At 69.1% G+C, this 20,691-nt stretch carries 19 protein-coding genes; 14 read left to right on the top strand and 5 right to left on the bottom strand.

Translation table 11 applies throughout. The features are described from left to right. The first annotated feature begins 2 nt into the window (after positions 1-2). Both ispG and K3G64_RS23935 read left to right on the top strand, forming a co-directional pair. Positions 3-1,163, top strand: a complete 1,161-nt coding sequence (gene ispG, locus K3G64_RS23940) for a flavodoxin-dependent (E)-4-hydroxy-3-methylbut-2-enyl-diphosphate synthase (protein WP_238887928.1) — start codon at positions 3-5, stop codon at positions 1,161-1,163. A 46-nt stretch (positions 1,164-1,209) separates the two neighbouring features. Then, complete coding sequence (locus K3G64_RS23935) at positions 1,210-2,064, top strand: GNAT family N-acetyltransferase (protein WP_238887927.1); 855 nt, start codon at positions 1,210-1,212, stop codon at positions 2,062-2,064. Here the strand turns inward: K3G64_RS23935 and K3G64_RS23930 are convergent. Then, the gene (locus K3G64_RS23930) at positions 2,061-2,615 is read right to left on the bottom strand and encodes a peroxiredoxin-like family protein (RefSeq protein ID WP_238887926.1); all 555 of its coding nucleotides are present in this window, start codon (positions 2,613-2,615) and stop codon (positions 2,061-2,063) included. The two genes, K3G64_RS23935 and K3G64_RS23930, sit on opposite strands and share 4 nt — an antisense overlap. Positions 2,616-2,686: 71 nt before the next feature. Here K3G64_RS23930 and K3G64_RS23925 point away from each other — a divergent pair, with 71 nt between their 5' ends. From K3G64_RS23925 to K3G64_RS23915, 3 genes are all read left to right on the top strand, one after another. Beyond that, complete coding sequence (locus K3G64_RS23925; RefSeq protein WP_238887925.1) at positions 2,687-3,343, top strand: GNAT family N-acetyltransferase; 657 nt, start codon at positions 2,687-2,689, stop codon at positions 3,341-3,343. A gap of 79 nt (positions 3,344-3,422) precedes the next feature. Next, positions 3,423-5,225 (top strand): penicillin-binding transpeptidase domain-containing protein, encoded by a 1,803-nt coding sequence (locus tag K3G64_RS23920; protein ID WP_238887923.1) that lies wholly within the window; start codon positions 3,423-3,425, stop codon positions 5,223-5,225. A 36-nt stretch (positions 5,226-5,261) separates the two neighbouring features. Further along, the gene (locus K3G64_RS23915; RefSeq protein ID WP_238887921.1) at positions 5,262-5,840 is read left to right on the top strand and encodes a DUF1707 SHOCT-like domain-containing protein; all 579 of its coding nucleotides are present in this window, start codon (positions 5,262-5,264) and stop codon (positions 5,838-5,840) included. 8 nt (positions 5,841-5,848) lie between these two features. On the opposite strand, the gene K3G64_RS23910 is transcribed toward K3G64_RS23915, so the two are convergent. Next, positions 5,849-6,322: a nuclear transport factor 2 family protein gene (locus K3G64_RS23910; protein WP_238887919.1), complete on the bottom strand. Its 474-nt coding sequence runs from the start codon at positions 6,320-6,322 to the stop codon at positions 5,849-5,851. A gap of 41 nt (positions 6,323-6,363) precedes the next feature. Between K3G64_RS23910 and map the strand changes: the two genes are divergently transcribed. The 4 genes from map (at position 6,364) to K3G64_RS23890 (ending at position 10,063) form a co-directional block, all read left to right on the top strand. Continuing rightward, positions 6,364-7,224 (top strand): type I methionyl aminopeptidase, encoded by an 861-nt coding sequence (gene map / locus K3G64_RS23905; RefSeq protein WP_238887916.1) that lies wholly within the window; start codon positions 6,364-6,366, stop codon positions 7,222-7,224. 70 nt (positions 7,225-7,294) lie between these two features. Next, entirely contained in the window at positions 7,295-8,779 is a 1,485-nt protein-coding gene (locus K3G64_RS23900; RefSeq protein WP_238887914.1) for a cobyric acid synthase, read from the top strand. Then, positions 8,776-9,438: a hypothetical protein gene (locus tag K3G64_RS23895; protein WP_238887912.1), complete on the top strand. Its 663-nt coding sequence runs from the start codon at positions 8,776-8,778 to the stop codon at positions 9,436-9,438. Before K3G64_RS23900 ends, K3G64_RS23895 begins: the two co-directional genes overlap by 4 nt. 61 nt (positions 9,439-9,499) lie before the next feature. Next, positions 9,500-10,063, top strand: coding sequence for an alpha/beta fold hydrolase (locus K3G64_RS23890; RefSeq protein WP_238887910.1), 564 nt, complete (start codon positions 9,500-9,502; stop codon positions 10,061-10,063). A 3-nt stretch (positions 10,064-10,066) separates the two neighbouring features. On the opposite strand, the gene ngg is transcribed toward K3G64_RS23890, so the two are convergent. Genes ngg through K3G64_RS23875 form a run of 3 tightly spaced genes read right to left on the bottom strand, consistent with a single transcriptional unit; the run spans position 10,067 to position 15,282 of the window. Continuing rightward, complete coding sequence (gene ngg / locus K3G64_RS23885) at positions 10,067-11,854, bottom strand: N-acetylglutaminylglutamine synthetase (RefSeq protein ID WP_238887908.1); 1,788 nt, start codon at positions 11,852-11,854, stop codon at positions 10,067-10,069. Further along, positions 11,851-13,656: an N-acetylglutaminylglutamine amidotransferase gene (locus tag K3G64_RS23880; protein ID WP_238887907.1), complete on the bottom strand. Its 1,806-nt coding sequence runs from the start codon at positions 13,654-13,656 to the stop codon at positions 11,851-11,853. The genes ngg and K3G64_RS23880 overlap by 4 nt, the downstream gene beginning before the upstream one ends. A gap of 57 nt (positions 13,657-13,713) precedes the next feature. Beyond that, complete coding sequence (locus K3G64_RS23875; RefSeq protein ID WP_238887905.1) at positions 13,714-15,282, bottom strand: amino acid permease; 1,569 nt, start codon at positions 15,280-15,282, stop codon at positions 13,714-13,716. A gap of 194 nt (positions 15,283-15,476) precedes the next feature. On the opposite strand from K3G64_RS23875, the gene K3G64_RS23870 reads away from it, so the two are divergent. From K3G64_RS23870 to K3G64_RS23850, 5 genes are read left to right on the top strand one after another with little or no spacing between them, the layout of a single operon-like run. After that, positions 15,477-16,844 (top strand): glutamine synthetase family protein, encoded by a 1,368-nt coding sequence (locus tag K3G64_RS23870; RefSeq protein ID WP_238887903.1) that lies wholly within the window; start codon positions 15,477-15,479, stop codon positions 16,842-16,844. Continuing rightward, positions 16,831-17,595 carry a gamma-glutamyl-gamma-aminobutyrate hydrolase family protein gene (locus K3G64_RS23865; protein ID WP_238887901.1) on the top strand — a complete coding sequence of 255 codons (765 nt, stop codon included), beginning with the start codon at positions 16,831-16,833 and terminating at the stop codon, positions 17,593-17,595. Before K3G64_RS23870 ends, K3G64_RS23865 begins: the two co-directional genes overlap by 14 nt. Continuing rightward, on the top strand, positions 17,592-18,968 hold the full coding sequence (locus K3G64_RS23860) for an aldehyde dehydrogenase family protein (protein ID WP_238887899.1): 1,377 nt from the start codon (positions 17,592-17,594) through the stop codon (positions 18,966-18,968). Before K3G64_RS23865 ends, K3G64_RS23860 begins: the two co-directional genes overlap by 4 nt. Beyond that, a complete protein-coding gene (locus tag K3G64_RS23855) occupies positions 18,965-19,741 on the top strand; it encodes a 3-oxoacyl-ACP reductase (protein WP_238950969.1) in 777 nt (258 codons plus the stop codon). Before K3G64_RS23860 ends, K3G64_RS23855 begins: the two co-directional genes overlap by 4 nt. A 4-nt stretch (positions 19,742-19,745) precedes the next feature. Then, entirely contained in the window at positions 19,746-20,477 is a 732-nt protein-coding gene (locus K3G64_RS23850; RefSeq protein WP_238887897.1) for a FadR/GntR family transcriptional regulator, read from the top strand. Positions 20,478-20,691: the final 214 nt, after the last annotated feature.

Raw genomic sequence — 20,691 nt, 5'->3', positions numbered from 1 at the left:
CAATGGCCACCGGCCAACAAATCGGCTTGGGGATGCCGGCACCTCCCGCGCCCGTGCTCGCGCCGCGACGCAAGACCCGGCAGCTGATGGTCGGCGACGTCGGGATCGGCAGCGACCATCCCATCGCGGTGCAGTCGATGTGCACCACCAAGACCCATGACATCAACTCGACGCTGCAGCAGATCGCGGAGCTGACCGCGTCCGGCTGCGACATCGTCCGGGTGGCCTGCCCGCGGCAGGAGGACGCCGACGCGCTGCCCGCCATCGCGAAGAAGTCGCAGATCCCGGTCATCGCCGACATCCACTTCCAGCCCAAGTACATCTTCGCCGCCATCGACGCCGGCTGTGCCGCGGTGCGCGTGAACCCCGGCAACATCAAGGAATTCGACGGCCGGGTCAAGGAGGTCGCGAGAGCCGCTGGGGCCGCTGGCATCCCGATCCGCATCGGGGTCAACGCCGGATCGCTTGACAAGCGGTTCCTGGAGAAGCACGGCAAGGCCACGCCCGAGGCGCTCGTCGAATCGGCGCTGTGGGAGGCGTCGCTGTTCGAAGAGCACGGTTTCGGCGACATCAAGATAAGCGTCAAGCACAACGACCCCGTCGTCATGGTCGCCGCCTACGAACAGCTGGCCGCCCAGTGCGACTACCCGCTGCACCTTGGCGTCACCGAGGCGGGCCCGGCGTTCCAGGGCACGATCAAGTCCGCGGTCGCTTTCGGCGCGTTGCTGTCCAAGGGGATCGGCGACACCATCCGGGTCTCGCTGTCGGCGCCGCCGGCCGAAGAGGTGAAGGTGGGCAACCAGATCCTCGAGTCGTTGAACCTGCGGCCGCGCGGCCTCGAGATCGTGTCGTGCCCCTCGTGCGGGCGCGCCCAGGTCGACGTCTACACGCTGGCCAACGAGGTGACCGCGGGGCTGGAAGGAATGGACGTGCCGCTGCGGGTGGCCGTGATGGGTTGTGTCGTCAACGGTCCCGGCGAGGCGCGCGAGGCCGATCTCGGCGTCGCGTCGGGCAACGGCAAGGGCCAGATCTTCGTCAAGGGCGAGGTCATCAAGACCGTGCCGGAGGCCCAGATCGTCGAGACGCTGATCGAAGAGGCACTGCGAATCGCAGAAGAGCGTGGAACAGATGCGAGCGGTTCCCCGGTTGTGACCGTAAGCTGAGGGTGATCCCTGGCACTGGTCTCGGCGTCGGTTAGAAAGAGTTCGCATGTCGGCTCCGCCGCTGTTTCGTCTCGTCGACGAGCGACGGGTTTCCGTGGTGCGCGACATCGGAGCCGTGATGCGGGTGCTGGAAGAGGATCCGGTGGGCTCGTGCATGGTGGCCTGCCGGGTGGCCGAGCACGGAGTCGAACCGTCGGCGATCGGCGGCGAGCTGTGGACGCGGCGCGGATCGACCGAGTCGCTGTGCTACGCCGGAGCCAACCTGATCCCGTTGCGCGGTGAGGCGGCCGATCTGACCGCTTTCGCCGACAAGGCCATGAGCACCGCACGGCGCTGCTCGTCGCTGGTGGGCCGCGCCGAACTGGTGCTGCCGATGTGGCGGCGCCTCGAACACGCCTGGGGCACCGCGCGCGACGTGCGCGAGCATCAGCCGCTGATGGCGTTGAGCACGGCGCCGCAATGTGCCGTCGACCCGAATGTGCGGCAGGTCCGCGCCGACGAACTCGACGCCTACCTGGTTGCCTCCATCGACATGTTCATCGGCGAGGTCGGCATCGACCCGCGCCTGGGCGACGGCGGCCGCGGATACCGGCGCCGGGTCGCCGGGCTCATCGCCGCGGGCCGCGCGTGGGCCCGCTTCGAGCGGGGACAGGTGGTGTTCAAGGCCGAGATCGGGTCACAGTCGCCTGCCGTCGGACAGATCCAGGGTGTATGGGTGCATCCCGAGTGGCGTGGCCACGGGCTCGGGACCGCGGGCACCGCGACGCTGGCGTCTGCGGTGGTCCGCTCCGGGCGCACCGCGAGCCTGTATGTCAACAGCTTCAACACCGTCGCCCGGGCCACTTACGCGCGCATAGGTTTCGAACAGGTGGGCACGTTCGCCACCGTCCTGCTCGACTAAGACGTGTGTCGGCCGCCGTCGGCGTGTGCCAGGAGTTCGTCGACCGACCACTGGTCGTAGGCGTGTGTCCCGTACTTCTCGGCGACGACTCGCCCCGTCGTGTCGATGAGGAAATCCGCGGGCAGTCCGAGGTGGCCGCCGTCCTGATGCACCGCCGGTGCCCGGAACCGGCCTGCGGCGGTCATCGCGCCGGCGCGGATCGCGGCGCCAAGGGCCTTGGGGTGCAGGAGGGAGCGCGGGCTCGACTCGACCCCGAACTGCCGGTAGTAGCGCTTCTGCGGATCGGCCACCGTCGCGAACGGCAGGTCCGCGGTGTGCGGGGCCAGGTCGTCGGCCGACGAGTGGAACAGCACCACCTCGCGGACACCGGCGGCTTCGATCTCGTCGTGCCGCCGCACGATCGACTGCAGGTGCAGGCTGCAGATGGGGCAGCCGGCGAAGCGCCGAAACTGCAAGTGCGTCAGGCGCTTCGAGTCCGGGACCCGGACTTTCTCCCCGGTCACCGCGACGAACTCGCAGTCGACCACCTGATTCGCCGCCGGCTTGGCCATCGGACTCCTCCACCGAAGTGTGCGTTCGCAAAGCCAGCCTACGACTCCGGCGGGATCGCTACGCTTCGGTCATGGCCGACGACGATCGCACAATCGCGCGCAGGGAGATCGCCGACACGATGATGCGTGCCCTCAAACGGCGCCACGAACTGCTCGACGTGGTGGTGGACTCCGAGGACTACGACGCGGCGATCGAGGCGGTCGCGACGATGCTGGGCGCGTCGCCGATCGCCGCCGAAGCCGTGCTGCGGCTGTCCTTCGACCGACTGACCAAGGTGTCGCGGCGCCGGATCGCCGCCGAACTCGAGGACCTCAACAATCAGCTGAGCTTCACCATGGGTGAGCCCGCTCCGTCGGCCGACAGCGTGGTGCTGCGGCCCTTCGTCCCCGACGACGACCGCGACATCTTCGCGTTGCGCACCCAGGACGTCCGCGCGGCCGGTGACGGCTCCGGCGCTCCGGCCGGTGACCTCGACGACGAGATCCGTGCCGGGTTGCGCAAGGTCGACGCCGAGGAGGCGGCCTGGCTGGTCGCGGTGCACGGGCCGCAGAAGGTCGGGATGGTCTTCGGGGATCTGATCGGCGGTGAGGTCAACGTGCGGATCTGGATTCATCCCGACTATCGCAAGCAGGGCTACGGCACCGCCACCCTGCGCAAGTCACGCTCTGAGATGGCGGCGTACTTCCCCGCCGCGCCGTTGGTGGTGCGGGCGCCGGCGGCCGGATGACGATCCGGCGCCGTAAACACCCGTAGCACTCGGTGCGCCTCCGCAGACCGGAGGTCTCGGCTTTGTAACATCTGCCTCAATGGCAACTTCAGTAACACGTCTGACGGCTGTGCTCACGGTCGGCGCGGTGGCGGTCAGCCTCAACGCGTGCACCCCGAAACCGGCCGGACCCGAGCCGACCGCCGAGAAGTTCTTCGCCGCGCTGGCCACCGGTGACACGGCGAGCGCCGCGGAGCTCAGCGACCGGCCCGCAGAGGCGAGGCAGGCACTCAACGAGGCGTGGGCCGGACTGCAGGCAACCCGCCTGGACACGCAGATCGTCGGCTCCAAGTACGCCCAGGACACCGGTGCCATCACCTACCGCTACACCTGGCATCTGCCCAAAGACCGGACCTGGACCTACGACGGGCAGCTCAACATGGTCCGTGACGAGGGCCGCTGGGAGGTGCGGTGGAGCGCCACCGGCCTGCATCCGCGGCTGGGCGAGAACCAGACGTTCGCACTGCGCGCCGACGCGCCGCCACGTGCGTCGGTGATCGAGCGCGGTGGCACGGAGGTGCTGGTGCCCGGCCACCTCTACAACTACTCGCTGGACGCCGAGGCCGCCGGGGGCGCGCTCATGCCGACGGCGCGCGCCGTCGTCGACGCCCTGCGGCCGTTCGACGACACGCTGGACCCGCAGCGGCTCGCCGAGCAGGCGAGCTCCGCCAAGCAACCGCACTACCTGGTCACTCTGCGCCAGGCCGACCACGACCGGCTGGCGTTCCTGGCCGGCCAGCCAGGGGTGGTCGTCACGCCGCAGGCCGAGATGCTGCCCGCCGACGAGGATTTCGCGCCCGCGATCATCACCGAGGTGAAGAAGGCGGTTGTCGACGAACTCGACGGCCAGGCCGGTTGGCGCGTCGTCACCGTCAATCAGAACGGTGTCGACGTCGACGTGCTCAACGAAGTGCCGGGGCAGCCCGCGCCGTCGATCAAGATCAGCCTGGACCGGGCGGTGCAGACCGCCGCGCAGGGTGCGGTCGACGTCACCGGCAAGAAGGCGATGATCGTGGTGGTCAAGCCGTCGACGGGGGAGATCCTCGCCGTGGCGCAGAACGCGTCGGCCGATTCGGAGGGCCTGATCGCGACGACGGGTCTCTATCCGCCGGGGTCGACGTTCAAGATGGTGACCGCAGGCGCGGCGATCGAGCGAGACATGGCCACGCCCAACACGCTGCTGCCGTGCCCCGGCACCATGGACATCGGCCATCGCACGGTGCCCAACTACGGTGGCTTCGATCTGGGCACGGTACCCATGTCGCGCGCGTTCGCCAGTTCGTGCAACACGACGTTCGCCGAGTTGGCCAGCCGGATGCCGCCCCGCGGGCTGACCATGGCCGCCGCCAAGTACGGCATCGGCACGGATTACGAGATCGAGGGCCTGACGACCGTGACCGGTTCGGTGCCCCCGACCGTCGACTTGGCCGAGCGCACCGAGGACGGGTTCGGCCAGGGCAAGGTGCTGGCCAGCCCATTCGGCATGGCGATGGCCGCCGCGACCGTAGCGGCCGGGAAAACACCGGTGCCGCAACTGATTCAGGGCAGGCCGACGGCCGTCAACGGGGACCAGGCACCGATCAGCCCGAAGATCCTCGACGGCCTGCGGCCGATGATGCGACTGGTGGTCACCAACGGGACCGCGGAAGACCTGCAAGGTGCCGGCGACGTGCGGGGCAAGACCGGGGAGGCGGAATTCGCCGGAGGTTCGCATTCGTGGTTCGCCGGCTACCGCGGTGACATGGCCTTCGCGGCGTTGATCGTGGGCGGCGGCTCGTCGGAGTACGCGGTGCGGATGCTGAAGGGAATGCTCGACGGCCTACCGCCGGATTACGCGGCCTGAGGCGTGTGGCGGACCGGCGGTACCGTAGAGGCCAGCATGACCGGGATCGACGACCACGCCGCGATGCGCGTCTCCGACGCCGACCGCAACGGCACGTTGCGGCGGCTGCACAACGCCGTCGCTCTGGGCCTGATCGACATCGAAGAGTTCGAGGAGCGCTCGGCGGCGGTGTCGCGGGCGCGGCTGCACTCCGACCTCGACGCGCTCGTCGGCGACCTGCCGGGGCCCGGCGCGATCGTCACCTCGGCCGCCGACCGGGTGGAGTTGCGCGGCGTGCTCGGCTCCCTCAAGCGGCACGGCGAGTGGATCGTGCCGACGCGTCTGGCCCTGCACCGACGGATCGGATCGGTCGATCTCGACCTGACCAGGGCGCGGTTCGCCGGGCCGATCGTCGTGATCGAACTCGACATGAGGTTCGGCGGGCTGGACTTGCGGCTGCCCGACGGCGCGAGCGCGTCCATCGACGACGTCGAGGTCAACGTCGGCAGTGCCCGCGACCATCGCAGGGACGCGCCGGCCGAGGGCAAGCCGCACGTGATCCTCACCGGCAAGGTGGTGTGCGGCTCGGTGGACATCCGCGGTCCGCGCAAGTCCTGGCTCAAGCGCGGCGGCTGAGTAGTCGGCTAGCGGCGGAACAGTTGCGAACCGATGCGCACCAGGCGGTCCCAGCCCGCCGGCCGGGCGACGAGCTTCCCGAGCAGCGGCGCGGAGTCGAAGTAGGACACCCGCTCGGCGATGAGCCCGTCGGTGAAGGTGAAGCGGTCCACGGCGTCCCAGGCGATCGGCTTGCCGCCATAGGTCCCGCTCAACGTGAACTCGATGAAAACCTCATGGCGCCCGCGCGCGACCCGGTGCACATCGGCGTGCAGGTCGGGAATGAGCCCGAACAGCCGCGCGAAGGACTCCCGGCAGGCCTGCTTGCCGCGCAGCGTGCCCATCATCGGCTGGATCAGCACGATGTCGTCGCTCCAGAGCGCCTCGTGTTTGGCCAGGTCAGGGGTGCGCCAGGTGTCGGCGAACCGCTCGGCGAAGCGGGCGGCGAACGCGTCGTCGACCTCGTCGCCGCCCGCGCCTGCAGCCGATGATGAATCCGTCATGGCCGAAGAGACTAGCGGCTTCGGGCGACTACCCTGATCACATGCCTGTTCGCACCGCTCTTCGTCCCGGCGTGGTGTCACCGATGCTGCCGGTGCCCCACTCGATCGCGCGCCCCGAGTACGTGGGCAAGCCGACCGCACGCGAAGGCGACGAGCCCTGGGTGCAGACACCCGAGGTGATCGAGAAGATGCGGGTGGCCGGACGCATCGCGGCGGGTGCGCTCGCCGAGGCGGGCAAGGCCGTCGCGCCGGGCGTGACCACCGACGAACTCGACCGCATCGCCCACGAGTACATGCTCGACCACGGCGCCTACCCGTCGACGCTGGGCTACAAGGGTTTCCCCAAGTCGTGCTGCACGTCGCTCAACGAGATCATCTGCCACGGCATCCCCGACTCGACGGTCGTCGAGGACGGCGACATCGTCAACATCGACGTGACCGCCTACATCGACGGAGTGCACGGCGACACCAACGCGACCTTCCTGTCCGGCGACGTCTCCGAGGAGCACCGGCTGCTCGTCGAACGCACCCACGAGGCGACCATGCGCGCGATCAAGGCCGTCAAGCCGGGACGCCAGCTCTCGGTCGTCGGCCGCGTCATCGAGTCCTACGCCAACCGCTTCGGCTACCACGTCGTGCGGGACTTCACCGGTCACGGCATCGGCTCCACCTTCCACAACGGCCTGGTGGTGCTGCACTACGACCAGCCGGCTGTGGAGACCGTGCTCGAGCCCGGAATGACGTTCACCATCGAGCCGATGATCAACATCGGCGGACTGGACTACGAGATCTGGGACGACGGCTGGACCGTGGCCACCATGGACAAGAAGTGGAGCGCGCAGTTCGAGCACACGTTGGTGGTCACCGACGACGGTGCCGAGATCCTGACCGTCGCCGAGTAGGACGCTCGCTTGTGAATCCGACGACGTCAAGGCGCGGATTTCCGGCGCCGGATTCACCATCGGCAAAAAGATGAACGGGGCACTGCTGGTGGCAGGCACCACCTCGGACGCCGGCAAGTCGACGCTGGTGGCCGGGCTGTGCCGACTGCTGTCGCGCAAGGGCATTCGCGTGGCGCCGTTCAAGGCGCAGAACATGTCCAACAACTCCGCGGTCACCGTCGACGGTGGCGAGATCGGCAGGGCGCAGGCGATGCAGGCCCGCGCGGCAGGCCTCGCCCCACACACCCGGTTCAACCCGGTGCTGCTCAAGCCCGGCAGCGACCGCACCTCCCAGCTGGTCGTGCGTGGCAAGGTCGCAGGCACCGTCCGCGCCGGTGACTACTTCACCCACCGCGACCGCCTCGCCGGCATCGTGGCCGACGAACTGCGGCAGCTGCGAAGCGAATTCGACGCGGTGATCTGTGAAGGCGCCGGCTCGCCCGCCGAGATCAACCTGCGCGCAACCGACCTGGCCAACATGGGGCTGGCACGAGCCGCCGGTCTTCCCGTGATCGTCGTCGGCGACATCGACCGCGGCGGCCTGCTGGCGCACCTGTACGGGACAGTCGCGGTGCTCGACCCCGACGATCAGCGGCTGATCGCCGGCTTCGTGGTCAACAAGTTCCGCGGCGACCCGGCGCTGCTGGCGCCCGGGCTGGCTCAGCTCGAGGAACTCAGCGGCCGGCCCACGTACGGCGTCATTCCCTACTCCGACGGGCTGTGGCTGGACACCGAGGACTCGGTGTCGGTGCTGGCCCACCGCGTCGTCGGCGAGCCGCAGTCGCCGCGCGGAGCCGAGTGGCTGCGCGTCGCGGCCATCCGGCTGCCGCGAATCTCCAACTCCACGGATGTGGAGGCGCTGGCGTGCGAACCCGGTGTGCTGGTGCGCTGGGTGTCCGATCCCGCCGACGTCGCCGACGCCGACGCGGTGGTGCTCCCGGGTACCAAGGCGACCGTCGCCGACCTGGACTGGCTGCGCCGCAGCGGTCTGGCCGACGCGGTAGTCGGCCACGCTGCGCGCGGCAAGCCGGTGCTCGGCGTGTGCGGCGGCTTCCAGATGCTGTGCAAGCGCATCGACGATGCGGTGGAATCGCGAGCCGGGTCGGTTGCCGGGCTGGACCTGCTCGCGGCGGAGATCGAGTTCGCGGCCGACAAGACCCTGCTGTGCCACGAGCATCCGCTGCACGGCTACGAGATCCACCACGGTCAGCTGGTCGGGGCCGCCGAGGACGACTGGCTCGGGGTGGGAATCCGGCGCGGCGCGGTGTACGGCACGCACTGGCACGGACTGCTCGACAACGACGGCGTCCGGCGCCGGTGGCTCGGCGAGGCGGCGGCGGCCGCGGGCCGGGACTTCGTCGTCGCCGACGACGTCGACGTGCAGGCCCGCCGCGACGCGCGACTCGACGCGATGGCTGATCTGCTGACCAGCCACCTCGACGTCGACGCGATGCTCGCACTGCTCGCCGACGGCGCGCCGGACCGGCCCGCGGTGGTGCGGGGGTTGGCGCGGTGAACTGGCGCCGGCCGGTCGCCGCGGCCCTGGCGATTGTGCTCACCGGATGCGGCTCGACCGTCGAGGGCAGCCCGACGTGGCCGGGCGCACGCCTGGAGAAGGTGGTGCTGACGGCGGCCGACGTGCCGCCGGACGCGCAATTCGACCGCATCGAGCGCGACGCCGGTGAGAGCGAGGGCGGACTGGGCCCTCCGCCCGCGATGCTGTCGCGACCGAAAGGCTGCTCCGATGGGCTCACCCGCGACATCGCCGACTCCGCAGAGCGCGGGCCGGGCAGCGCCGCCGAGTACGTCGTCGGCTACGACGGTGCCCGCATCGTGATGACCGTGCTGACCTGGAAGCTGGACCTCGAGCGGCTGGCCGCCACAGCCGAGCGGTGCGCGCGCTTCGAGGTGTTCTTCGACCGGTCGAGCCCGGGCATCCCGATGACGACGACGCGGCTCAACACCGGGCGCCGGGACACACTCGTCTACGAACAGACGATGCGCCTCGGCGACGTCGACAACAGCGTCTACTTCGCTTTCGAGAATGTCGGGACCATGGCGGTCTACGGCATCGCCCTGCCGGTGCCCGACCCGTCGATACCCGCCAAAGCTTCGCTGCCGCAGACGTTTTTGGACATCGTGGCGAAACAGGTCGAGCGCGCCGAATCGGTGTGACGGCCTGTCGGCGCTGAGCGAAACCGCTACACCGTCACCTCGCCCGCGCTACCGTGACCGAATGCCTTCCACCATGCTCAGCGTCGACGGCGTGAAGGTGCCTGTCGACGTGGCGGGACCCGACAAGGGTTCGGTCGTGGTGGTGCTCGGCGCGGCCCACCAGTCGCTGTCGGCTTACGACGCCGTGTGTCAGCGGCTGCACACCGCGTCGCTGCGCACGGTCGTCGTGGGTCCGGACCCGCGGCTGACGGCCGAGACGGTGATCGGTGTCTTGGACGCGCTCGAAGTGAAATGGGCGCTGCTGGTGGGTGATCGGGTCGGCGGCGAGCTGGCGTGGGAGCTGGCCGCGACCCGCCTCGACCGGTTCATCGGGCTGGTGGTCATCGACCGGGGGCATCCGCGCGTCGCCGACATGTCCGGCGTCATCCGCGACGAGCACTGTCCGCCGGTGGAGATGAACACCACCGCACTGGTCAGCACACCCGCCTCCCGTGCAGTCGCCAGGGCAAGCCAGCGCTACGTGTACGGCGACTACCGGCTCGTCGAGCTGCTGGGCCGCCGAAACGCACACGAGTCCACGGCACAACTGGCCGCCGAGATCGTGTTGCGGACCAGCATCTGGTAGGCCTCAGGCCTCCGGCGCCTCTTCGGGGGTCCAGGCCTGGGGCAGGGCCGGGCTGCCCGGGAACAGGAAGTCGATGAACGCCTTGGCCGTCGGCTGCGGCTCGTGGTTGGCTAGCCCCGGCCGTTCGTTGGCCTCGATGAACACGTACTCCGAGTCGGTGACGTCGGGCACCAGCAGGTCGATGCCGGTCACCGGGATGCCGATCGCATCGGCGGCCTTGACGGCGACCTCGCACAGGTGCGGGTTCACCTTCGCGGTGACGTCATGGATGGTGCCGCCCTGGTGCAGGTTCGCGGTGCGGCGAACCCGGAGCCGCTCACCCTCGGGCAGTACATCGTCGAACGACCAGCCGGCCTCGGCGACGGTCGCCTCGGTGACGGCGTCGATCGGGATGCGCGACTCGCCACCCGTTGCGGCGGCCCGCCTTCGGCTCTGCGACTCGATGAGTTCGCGGATCGTGTGGTGCCCGGTGCCGACGATCTCGGCGGGCTTGCGCAGCGCGGCGGCGACCATCTTGCCGTCGATCACCACCAGCCGCAGGTCGTCACCCTCGGCTCGCTGCTCGATGAGCACGTTCGGATGTTCCTCGCGGGCGCGGGCCAGCGCGGCATCGAGTTCCTCTGCGCCGCTGACCCCGACGGTGATGCCCTTGCCCTGCTCGCCGCGGGTGGGCTTGACCACCACGTCGCCGACCTCCTCGAGGAACGCGTGGTCTCGCTCGTCGAAGGTCGCCAACCTGCCCTTGGGCACCGCGATGCCGGCCTCGGAAACCAGGCGGCGCGTCAGCCTCTTGTCGTCGCAGCGTGCCATCGCGACCGCAGAGGTGAACTCCGACAACGACTCTCGCGTGATGACGCTGCGGCCGCCATGCGACAGCCGCATCTCGCCCGCACCGGCGTCGAGCACCTCCACCCAGATTCCCCGGCGCATGGCCTCCTCGGCGATGATCCGCGCGTAGGGGTTGAGGTCCTCGATGGTCTCCGGCGGGTGGGTGAACAGCGGTTCGTTGATCGCGTTCTTGCGCTTGACGGCCATGACCGGCACCCGCTCGAAGCCCAGCTTCTCGTACAGCGAGATCGCCGCGGCGTTGTCGTGGGTGACCGACAGGTCCATGTAGGCCCGGCCGCGGTCACGGTACAGCGACGCCAGCGCCCTGGTGAGCGAACCGCCCACGCCGGGCAGGCTGGTGGTCGGGTCGACCGCCAGCGTCCACAGGCTCGAACCGTCCTCCGGGTCGTTGAACAACCGCTTGTGGTCGACGCCGGTGACGGTGCCGACCACGGTGTCGTCGTCGTCGCGGACGGCCACCAGATAGTCGACCGCGTTCTGGTGCTGGTCGTTGTCCCACAGGACGTCGACGGGTGCGGGCACCATCCCACACCGCACGTAGACGCGGTTCATCTCCTCGGCGTCGTCGGCGCTGCGCAGGGAGCGGACCGAGAAACCGGTGGGCGAGGGGTCAGCTAAGTCGTCCTCGGAGAACCTCAACCGATAGGTGTGGCTGGGGTCGATGAACAGTTCCGCCGGCGCCATCGACACCAGCACATGCGGCTCGCGAGCGTAGATGCAGATGTCGCGGCGGCCCGTCCGCTCGTGCCGTAGCACTTCGGCCAGCTTCGCCGGATCGGCGAAGGTCTGCCCGAAGATCAAACGCCCCCAACCCATTTCGACGACGACATTGTCGGCCATCTCGGCGACCAGGTGCTGGGGTGAGGCGTGGTGCAGCCCGAGCGTGATCGCCTCGGTGTGGTCGGAGTCGGGGTTGATTGCCTCCGGACCGGCGGCCGTCATGCCGCAGGCCCGTTGATGCCGTGCCGCTGCAGCCAGAGTTCGAGCAGGGCGAGTTGCCACAACTCGTTGCCGCGCAGCGGGGTCAGCCGGCCGTTCGGGTCGGCCAGCAGCCGTTCGACGGCCTCCGGGCGGAACAGGCCGCGCTCCTTGGCGGCGGGCGCGTACAGCGCATCGCGCACCAGGTCGAGGTAGGGCCCCTCGAGGTGGGTGAGCGCAGGCACCGGGAAGTAGCCCTTCGGCCTATCGATGACGTCGGCGGGGATCACCTTGCGGGCCGCCTGCTTGAGCACACCCTTGCCTTCGTGGGCGACCTTGAGCTCGGGCGGACAGGTTGCGGCCAGCTCGACGAGCTCGTGGTCGAGGAACGGCACCCGGCCCTCCAGCCCCCACGCCATGGTCATGTTGTCCACCCGCTTGACCGGGTCGTCGACGAGCATCACCGTGCTGTCGAGCCGCAGGGCGCGGTCGATGCCGGTCGCGGCGCCCTCCCGCGCGAAGTGTTCGGTGACGAACCGCATGCTGGGATCGTCGGGGGCGAGGAACGACGGCGCGACGATCGCCTCGTAGCCGGCGCGGTCCCGGTCGAAGAATGCCCTGCGGTAGCTGGCCACCGAACCGTCCACCGAAGCCGCGTCCGGCGCGCCCATCGGGGGATACCAGTGGTAGCCGGCGAACACCTCGTCGGCGCCCTGCCCGGACTGGACGACCTTGACGTGCTTGGCCACCTCCTGGCTGAGCAGGTAGAACGCCACGCAGTCATGGCTGACCATCGGCTCGCTCATGGCGCCGATCGCGCCGTCGAGGGCGGGCAGCATCCGCTCGGTGCCGATCCGGATCTGGTGATGGTCGGTGCCGAAGCGTTCGGCGATGATGTCGGAGTACTTGAACTCGTCGCCCTTGACGCCCCCCACCGACTCGAAGCCGATCGAGAAGGTCGCGAGCCCGTGCTGACCCGCCTCGGCCAGCAGTCCCACGATGAGGCTGGAGTCCACGCCGCCCGACAACAGGCACCCGACCGGGACGTCGGCGACCAGACGGCGGTCGACGGCGATCCGCAGCGCATCGAGGACCGCGTCCTCCCAGTCCTGCTCGGTCCAATCGGCCCGGTCGTCGCGGCGGGTGAAGTCGGGTTCCCAGTACGTCCTGGTGATGCAGCGTCCGTCGGGCTCGATCGCTACGAGCGAGGCGGGCGGCACCTTGGTGACGCCGCGCAGGATGGTGCGCGGGGCGGGCACCACGGAGTGGAAGGTCAGGTAGTGGTGCAGCGCGATGGGGTCGATCCGGGTGTCCACCGACCCGCCGGCCAGCAGTGCAGGCAGCGAAGAGGCGAAGCGGATGCGCTCGGCCGTCTCGGTGAGGTACAGCGGCTTGATGCCGAGCCGATCGCGGCCCAGCAGCACACGGCCGCTGTCGCGTTCGACGATCGCGAAGGCGAACATGCCGTAGAGGCGCTCGACGAACCGGTCGCCCCAGTGGTGGTAGGCCTTGAGCAGCACCTCGGTGTCGCTGTGGGAGAAGAACCGGTAGCCCTGCTCGGACAGCTCGCGGCGCAGTTGCTTGTAGTTGTAGATGCAGCCGTTCCAGGCCACGGCCAACCCCAGTTCGGGATCCACCATGGGCTGACCGCCCGCTTCCGTCAGATCGATGATCTTGAGGCGGCGATGCCCGAGCGCGACCCTGCCTTGCGACCACACGCCCGCCGAGTCGGGACCCCGCGGCGTCATCGCCTCGGCCATCGCCGAGACGGCCGTCACATCAGGTGTCAGACCGTCGAGCCGCACCTCGCCGGTGGCTCCACACACAAGATCGACAGTACCCGAGTTGACGTTCCCGAAACCGGGTGACCGGTGTGAACCGCGTCAGTCGGTGCGGCCCTTGAGGATCTCGTCCTCGATCGTTCCACCCAGACCCTCGGCCGCCGGGTCGTAGCCGTGCAGGCCGCCGGTAACCGCGTATTCCTCCTCGGGCGACAGCACCAGCCGGTGGCGGGTGTAGAGCCCGAAGATCAGCAACCCGATGGCGTAGAACACGATGATGGCGATGACCGCGGTCTGATAATCCGGGTTCAACAGCACCCCCACGAACGCCAGCGCCGCGATGACGAGCGCCACGATCGCGCCCGCATTGCCGGTCGGGCTCACCCACGGCCGGCGAGCGTCGGGGAACTTGCGGCGCAGCAGCAGGAACGAGATCATCTGCAACGCGTAGGCCAACACCGCGCCCCAGACCGCGACGTAGAGCACCACGTCACCGGCTCCCTCGTTGAAGTTCACGATCAGCAGGGCGACGAAGCCGATCACTGCGCCGGTGATCAGTGCGACGTAGGGCGTCTGCCGAGAACCCGTGAGCGACAACTGCTTCGGGTAGTAGCCGGCCCGGCTCAGCGAGTACATGTTGCGGGCGTAGGCGTACATGATGCCCTGCAGGCTGGCCAGCAGGCCGATCAGCGCGAACGCCGAGAGCACCGCCGCCCATCCGGCGGGCAGGAACGCGCGGAAGCCGTCGAGCAGCGGCTCGTCCGACGAGCCGAGCGCCTCGGCGCCGGTCACCGCCGGGTTGAGGAAGAACACGATCGAGCCGGTGGCGATCAGGGTGATCAGCCCCCAGATGCCGGCCCGGGGGATGTCCTTGCTCGGGTTGTGCGATTCCTCGGCGGCCAGCGGCAGTTCCTCGATGCCGAGGAAGAACCAGATGGCGAACGGCAGCGCGTACAGGATGCCGAGAACACCGTAGGGCAGGAAGGTGCTCGAGCCCGCCGCGTTGGGGTCCGCCGCGATGTCGAAGAGCCTGGAGAAGTCGACGGCGCCGTTGACGACCGCCATCACGGCGAACAGCACCAGGATGCCGATCGAGATGACGGCGACGGTGATCGCGAACTTGAAGGACACCTCGGCGCCCACCGCGTTCAGTCCGACGAAGATGGCGTAGAGGATGATCCACCACACCCAGGTCGGCATCGACAAGCCGAACAGTTCGGCGGTCACCGCGTCGGCGTAGCTGGCGGAGAAGTACACGATCACCGCGGTGGTGAAGACGTATTCGATCGTCTCGGCGAACCCGGTGACGAAGCCGCCCCACGGGCCCATCGCCGCGCGGGCGAAGCTGTAGGCGCCGCCGGTGTGGGGCATCGCGGCCGACATCTCGCCGATGGAGAACAGCATGCCGAAGTACATGACGATGATGACCACCGATGCGATCGCCAGCCCGCCCCAGCCGGCTTCGCCGATGCCGAAATTCCAGCCGGAGAAGTCGCCGGAGATCACCGCCGCGACGCCGATACCCCACAGCCCCCAGAATCCTGCCGTGCGCAGCAGCTTGCGCTGTTCGAAGTACTCCGCGCCGGCTTGCCGGTAGGTGACCCCTCCTGAGGACTTCCTGTTCTCCTGCGCCTTGTCGGGAGCCTTCTCGCGGGCTTTGTCGTCGGCCATGGCGTTCGCTCCTTCTCGCGGAAATGCGGCATTCGGAGAATAAACTGGCCAAAGGTCTGATGTCCTACCTTTGGGAGTGACGATTGGGTAAAACACTTGGGCGAACGCCGGACCGGAGAGGCTGCAATGGTTGACTATTCGTCACTCTCGCGTCGTCTCGCGCACTCGTCCCCGACATCGAGAAGGACCAGCAAATGAACACCGAAACGGGCATGGTGTCGCAGGCCGATCTCGAACGCATGGTGGCCGCAGGCGACGTCGACACGGTGATCGTCGCGTTCTGCGATATGCAGGGCAGGCTGACCGGCAAGCGGGTCGCGGCCCGGCTGTTCGTGGACGACGTCGCCGAGCACGGCGCGGAGTGCTGTAACTACCTGCTCGCCGTCGACGTGGACATGAACACCGTCGACGGATACTCGATCTCCAGCTGGGAGACCGGCTACGGCGACATGGTGATGACCCCGGACTTCTCGACGCTGCGGCTGCTGCCGTGGCTGCCGGGCACGGCGCTGGTGATGGCCGACCTGTCCTGGACGAACGGCGACCCGGTCCGGCAGGCGCCGCGCAGCATCCTGAACCGTCAGATCGACCGGCTGGCCGAACGCGGGCTGGTGCCCTACGTCGGCACCGAGCTCGAGTTCATGGTCTTCGACGACGGCTTCCGCGAGGCCTGGGCAAAGGGTTACCGGGGCATGACGCCGGCCAGCGATTACAACGTCGACTACGCGATACACGCCGGGACGCGCATGGAACCGCTGCTGCGCGACATCCGGTTGGGCATGGCCGGGGCGGGCATGTACTGCGAAGGGGTCAAGGGCGAGTGCAATCTCGGCCAGCAGGAGATCGCGTTCCGCTACGACCATGCGCGCATCACCTGCGACAACCACACCATCTACCGCAACGGCGCCAAGGAGATCGCCGACCAGCACGGCAAAAGCCTGACCTTCATGGCGAAATTCGATGAGCGCGAGGGCAACAGCTGCCACATCCACATCTCGCTGCGCGGTGAGGATGGTTCGGCTGTGTTCGCTGATGCCGACGATCCGCTCGGCATGTCGCCGATGTTCCGCAGCTTCGTCGCCGGCCAACTGGCGACGCTGCGCGAGATGACCCTGTTCTACGCGCCGAACATCAACTCCTACAAGCGGTTCGTCGACGGCAGCTTCGCGCCGACGGCGATCGCCTGGGGGATGGACAACCGCACCTGCGCGCTGCGCGTTGTCGGCCACGGCCACGGCATGCGGATGGAATGCCGGGCGCCCGGCGGCGACGTCAACCAGTACCTGGCCGTGGCGGCGTTGATCGCGGGCGGGCTGCACGGCATCGACGAGGAGTTAGACCTGCCCGAGCCCATGGAAGGCAACGCCTATACCAGTGGCGCCGAACGGCTTCCGACGACGCTGGCCGAGGCCGCGAAGCTGTTCGAACAGTCGGAGGTGGCGCGTGCGGCGTTCGGCGAGGACGTCGTCGAGCACTACCTCAACAACGTCCGCGTCGAACTGGCCGCGTTCAATTCGGCGGTCACCGACTGGGAGAGGACTCGTGGCTTTGAGCGGCTCTAGGGTGCGGCCCGTCATCGGGCTGACGACCTATCTGCAGCAGGCCCAGACCGGAGTGTGGGACGTGCGGGCGAGCTTCCTGCCCGCGATCTACTTGGAGGGCGTCGAGCTGGCCGGCGGCATCTCGGTGCTGCTGCCGCCGCAGCCGGTCGACGACGTCGTCGCCGAGCGGATCCTCGACGGCATCGACGGGCTGGTCATCACCGGCGGGCGCGACGTCGTGCCCGCCGGCTACGGCCAGGACCCGCACCCGGCGACCGACGAGGCGACCGAGGACAACCGCCGCCGCGACGCCTTGGAGTTCGCGCTGGTGCGCGGCGCGTTACGGCGTCACATGCCGGTGTTGGGCATCTGCCGTGGTGCGCAGGTGCTCAACGTCGCGCTTGGCGGCACGTTGCACCAACACCTGCCCGACGTTCTCGGCCACACCCGGCACCAGCAGGGCAACGCGATGTTCACCACGTCGACGGTGCGCACCGTCGCGGGCACCCGGCTGGCCGGACTGATCGGCGAATCGTCGGACGCCCAGTGCTATCACCATCAAGCCATCGACACGCTCGGTGACGGGCTGATCGTCAGCGCGCGCGACGACGACGGCGTCATCGAGGCCGTCGAGATCGACCCGCAAACGCACCCAGAACAGTGGGTGCTGGCCGTGCAGTGGCATCCCGAGGAGCGCCTCGACGATCTGCGGCTGTTCGCCGCCGTCGTCGAGGCTGCAACCGCATACGCACAGGAGGGAGCGGGCGCTTGAGCGCATCCGAGGTCATCAATCCCGCCACCGAGGAGGTGCTGGGCACCGTCGAGCAGACCGACGAGGCGGCCGTCGACGAGGCGGTCGCGCGCGCCGGGATCGCGCAACGGGCGTGGGCCCGGCTGACGCCGGCCGATCGGGCCGCCGCGCTGCGGGCATTCGCCGCGACCGTGGACGCGCACGTCGACGAACTGGCCGCGCTCGAGGTCGCCAACTCCGGGCATCCGATCGGCAACGCCCGGTGGGAGGCCGGTCACGTCCGCGATGTGCTGCAGTACTACGCCGCCACACCGGAGCGCTTGTCGGGCAAGCAGATTCCGGTGGCCGGTGGTCTCGACGTCACGTTCAACGAACCGCTCGGGGTGGTCGGCGTCATCACCCCGTGGAACTTCCCGATGACCATCGCGTCGTGGGGTTTCGCGCCCGCGCTGGCGGCAGGGAACGCGGTGCTCGTCAAACCCGCCGAGTGGACACCGCTCACCACGGTCCGGTTGGGGGAGTTGGCCGTCGAGTCCGGCCTGCCCGCCGACCTGTTCCGGGTGCTGCCGGGCAAGGGGTCGGTGGTCGGGGAGCGCTTCGTCAGCCATCCCGACGTGCGCAAGATCGTGTTCACCGGATCCACCGAGGTCGGCACTGGTGTGATGGCGGGTGCCGCCCTTCAGGTCAAGCGCGTCACCCTCGAACTGGGCGGCAAGAGCGCCAACATCGTGTTCGACGACTGCGACCTCGAGCAGGCCGCGGCCACCGCGCCCTACGGCGTGTTCGACAACGCCGGCCAGGACTGCTGCGCGCGCAGCCGGATCCTTGTGCAGCGCAACGTCTACGACCGCTTCATGGAATTGCTCGAGCCGGCGGTCAAGGGCGTGGTCGTGGGCGACCCGCGCGCCAAGGACACTGAGATGGGCCCGCTGGTGTCCAAGTCGCACCGGGCTACCGTCGCCGCGTTCGTGCCCGATGACGCGCCTGTCGCGTTCCGCGGCGCCGCGCCGACGGGTCCGGGGTTCTGGTATCCGCCCACCGTGCTCACCCCGCGACGCACCGATCGCACTGTGCGCGAGGAGATCTTCGGGCCGGTGGTCACGGTGCTGCCGTTCGACGACGAGGCCGACGCCATCGCGCTGGCCAACGACACCGCCTACGGGCTGTCCGGGTCGATCTGGACCGAGAACCTGGCGCGGGCACTGCGGGTCTCGCGGGCGGTGGAGGCGGGCAACCTGTCGGTGAACTCGCATTCGTCGGTGCGCTACACCACGCCGTTCGGCGGGTTCAAGCAGTCGGGTCTGGGCCGGGAACTGGGACCCGATGCGCCGCTGTCGTTCACCGAGACCAAGAACGTCTTCTTCGCAGTCCCGAACGCGATCGGAGGAACCTGATGGATCTGACTCGACGGCTGGCGGGCAAGGTCGCCGTGGTCACCGGCGGCGCCAGCGGCATCGGCCTGGCGAGCGCCAGGCGGATGACGGCCGAAGGCGCCACCGTCGTCATCGGCGACATCGACCCCGCGGCGGGCAAGACGGTCGCCGACGATCTCAACGGCACCTTCGTCCAGGTCGACGTCTCCGACCAGGTCGCGGTCGACGCCTTGTTCGACACCGCCGCCGAGGCCCACGGCGCGGTTGACATCGCGTTCAACAACGCGGGCATCAGCCCGCCCGAGGACGACCTGATCGAGAACACCGGCATCGATGCGTGGCAGCGCGTGCAGGACATCAACCTCAAGTCGGTGTTCTTCTGCTGCAAGGCGGCGTTGCGGCACATGGTGCCCCAGCAGAAGGGCGCCATCATCAACACGGCGTCCTTCGTGGCGGTGATGGGGTCGGCGACCTCGCAGATCTCCTACACCGCGTCGAAGGGCGGCGTGCTGGCGATGTCGCGGGAACTCGGCGTGCAGTACGCGCGCCAAGGCATCCGCGTGAACGCGCTCTGCCCTGGACCGGTGAACACGCCGCTCCTGCAGGAACTGTTCGCCAAGGACCCCGAGCGTGCGGCGCGCCGGCTGGTGCATGTTCCGGTCGGGCGATTCGCCGAGCCAGAGGAGCTGGCCGCGGCGGTCGCCTTCCTCGCCAGCGACGACGCCTCCTTCATCACCGCCTCCTCGTTCCTGGTCGACGGCGGCATCAGCGGCCACTACGTCACGCCGCTGTAAACCCATGTCGGCCGATCCGGGCAGCCCACTCTCGCCCGAGGCGAGTGACGCCCTGCTGCGCCCGGTGCGGCCCGGTAACGCCTTCGAGGACACGGTGAGTCGCCTGCTGCAGACGATCCGGCTCGGCGTGCTGCACCCCGGTGAGTGTCTGCCACCGGAGCGGGAACTGGCCGCGCGGCTCGGCGTCAGCCGCGACACCGTGCGCGAGGCCATCAAGTCACTGGCCGACGCGGGGTACCTGGTGTCGCGGCGCGGCCGCTACGGCGGCACGTTCCTGGCCGACGAACTGCCGCGCCACACCGGCACCGCGGCTGCCGTCACCCGTGCCGAGATCGACGACGCGCTGCGGCTGCGGGAGATCCTCGAGGTGGGTGCGGCGCGGATGGCGGCCACCCGCACGCTGACCGCCGCCGAACGGGAGGTGCTGTGGTCGCGGCTCACCGACGTGCGGGGCGCGACGCCCGACGACTACCGGCGGCTCGACTCCCGGCTGCACCTGGCGATCGCCGAGGCGGCGGGTTCGCCGTCGCTGGTGCCGCTGGTCGCCGAGAACCGGATGCGGCTCAACGCCCTGCTCGACGCGATCCCGCTGCTGTCGCGCAACATCGCGCACTCCGACGAGCAGCACGAGGCCGTCGTCATCGCGATCCTCGCCGCTGACCACGACGGCGCGGCCGATGCCATGCGCGTCCACGTCGCCGGCTCGGCGACCCTGTTGCACGGCTTCCTCGACTGACCACCGGTTTCGCCGGTCGTCGGTCAGAAGGCGCGGCTGACGACCTGGCTGTAGTGGATCCGTGAGCCGCAATCGGCGTCCACGAAGTACACCTCGACATATTTCGTCGACCTCGTTGCCGCGATCCTCGTCCAGGAGCCTCTTCTCGATCGAGAGAGCCCGGCTGTACTCGAGACCTCGGGGAACTGCTGACAGCCGCCCCCCGCTGTCGAGC

This window comes from Mycobacterium sp. IDR2000157661, assembly GCF_022317005.1.
Taxonomy (GTDB): Bacteria; Actinomycetota; Actinomycetes; order Mycobacteriales; family Mycobacteriaceae; genus Mycobacterium.
This window is presented reverse-complemented; position numbering and strand designations above follow the sequence as displayed.

Coding starts and splice junctions, on each gene's coding strand:
- ispG (WP_238887928.1), top strand. CDS start 3: ATGGCCACCGGCCAACAAATCGGCTTGGGGATGCCGGCACCTCCCGCG.
- K3G64_RS23935 (WP_238887927.1), top strand. CDS start 1,210: ATGTCGGCTCCGCCGCTGTTTCGTCTCGTCGACGAGCGACGGGTTTCC.
- K3G64_RS23930 (WP_238887926.1), bottom strand. CDS start 2,615: ATGGCCAAGCCGGCGGCGAATCAGGTGGTCGACTGCGAGTTCGTCGCG.
- K3G64_RS23925 (WP_238887925.1), top strand. CDS start 2,687: ATGGCCGACGACGATCGCACAATCGCGCGCAGGGAGATCGCCGACACG.
- K3G64_RS23920 (WP_238887923.1), top strand. CDS start 3,423: ATGGCAACTTCAGTAACACGTCTGACGGCTGTGCTCACGGTCGGCGCG.
- K3G64_RS23915 (WP_238887921.1), top strand. CDS start 5,262: ATGACCGGGATCGACGACCACGCCGCGATGCGCGTCTCCGACGCCGAC.
- K3G64_RS23910 (WP_238887919.1), bottom strand. CDS start 6,322: ATGACGGATTCATCATCGGCTGCAGGCGCGGGCGGCGACGAGGTCGAC.
- map (WP_238887916.1), top strand. CDS start 6,364: ATGCCTGTTCGCACCGCTCTTCGTCCCGGCGTGGTGTCACCGATGCTG.
- K3G64_RS23900 (WP_238887914.1), top strand. CDS start 7,295: ATGAACGGGGCACTGCTGGTGGCAGGCACCACCTCGGACGCCGGCAAG.
- K3G64_RS23890 (WP_238887910.1), top strand. CDS start 9,500: ATGCCTTCCACCATGCTCAGCGTCGACGGCGTGAAGGTGCCTGTCGAC.
- ngg (WP_238887908.1), bottom strand. CDS start 11,854: ATGACGGCCGCCGGTCCGGAGGCAATCAACCCCGACTCCGACCACACC.
- K3G64_RS23875 (WP_238887905.1), bottom strand. CDS start 15,282: ATGGCCGACGACAAAGCCCGCGAGAAGGCTCCCGACAAGGCGCAGGAG.
- K3G64_RS23870 (WP_238887903.1), top strand. CDS start 15,477: ATGAACACCGAAACGGGCATGGTGTCGCAGGCCGATCTCGAACGCATG.
- K3G64_RS23850 (WP_238887897.1), top strand. CDS start 19,746: ATGTCGGCCGATCCGGGCAGCCCACTCTCGCCCGAGGCGAGTGACGCC.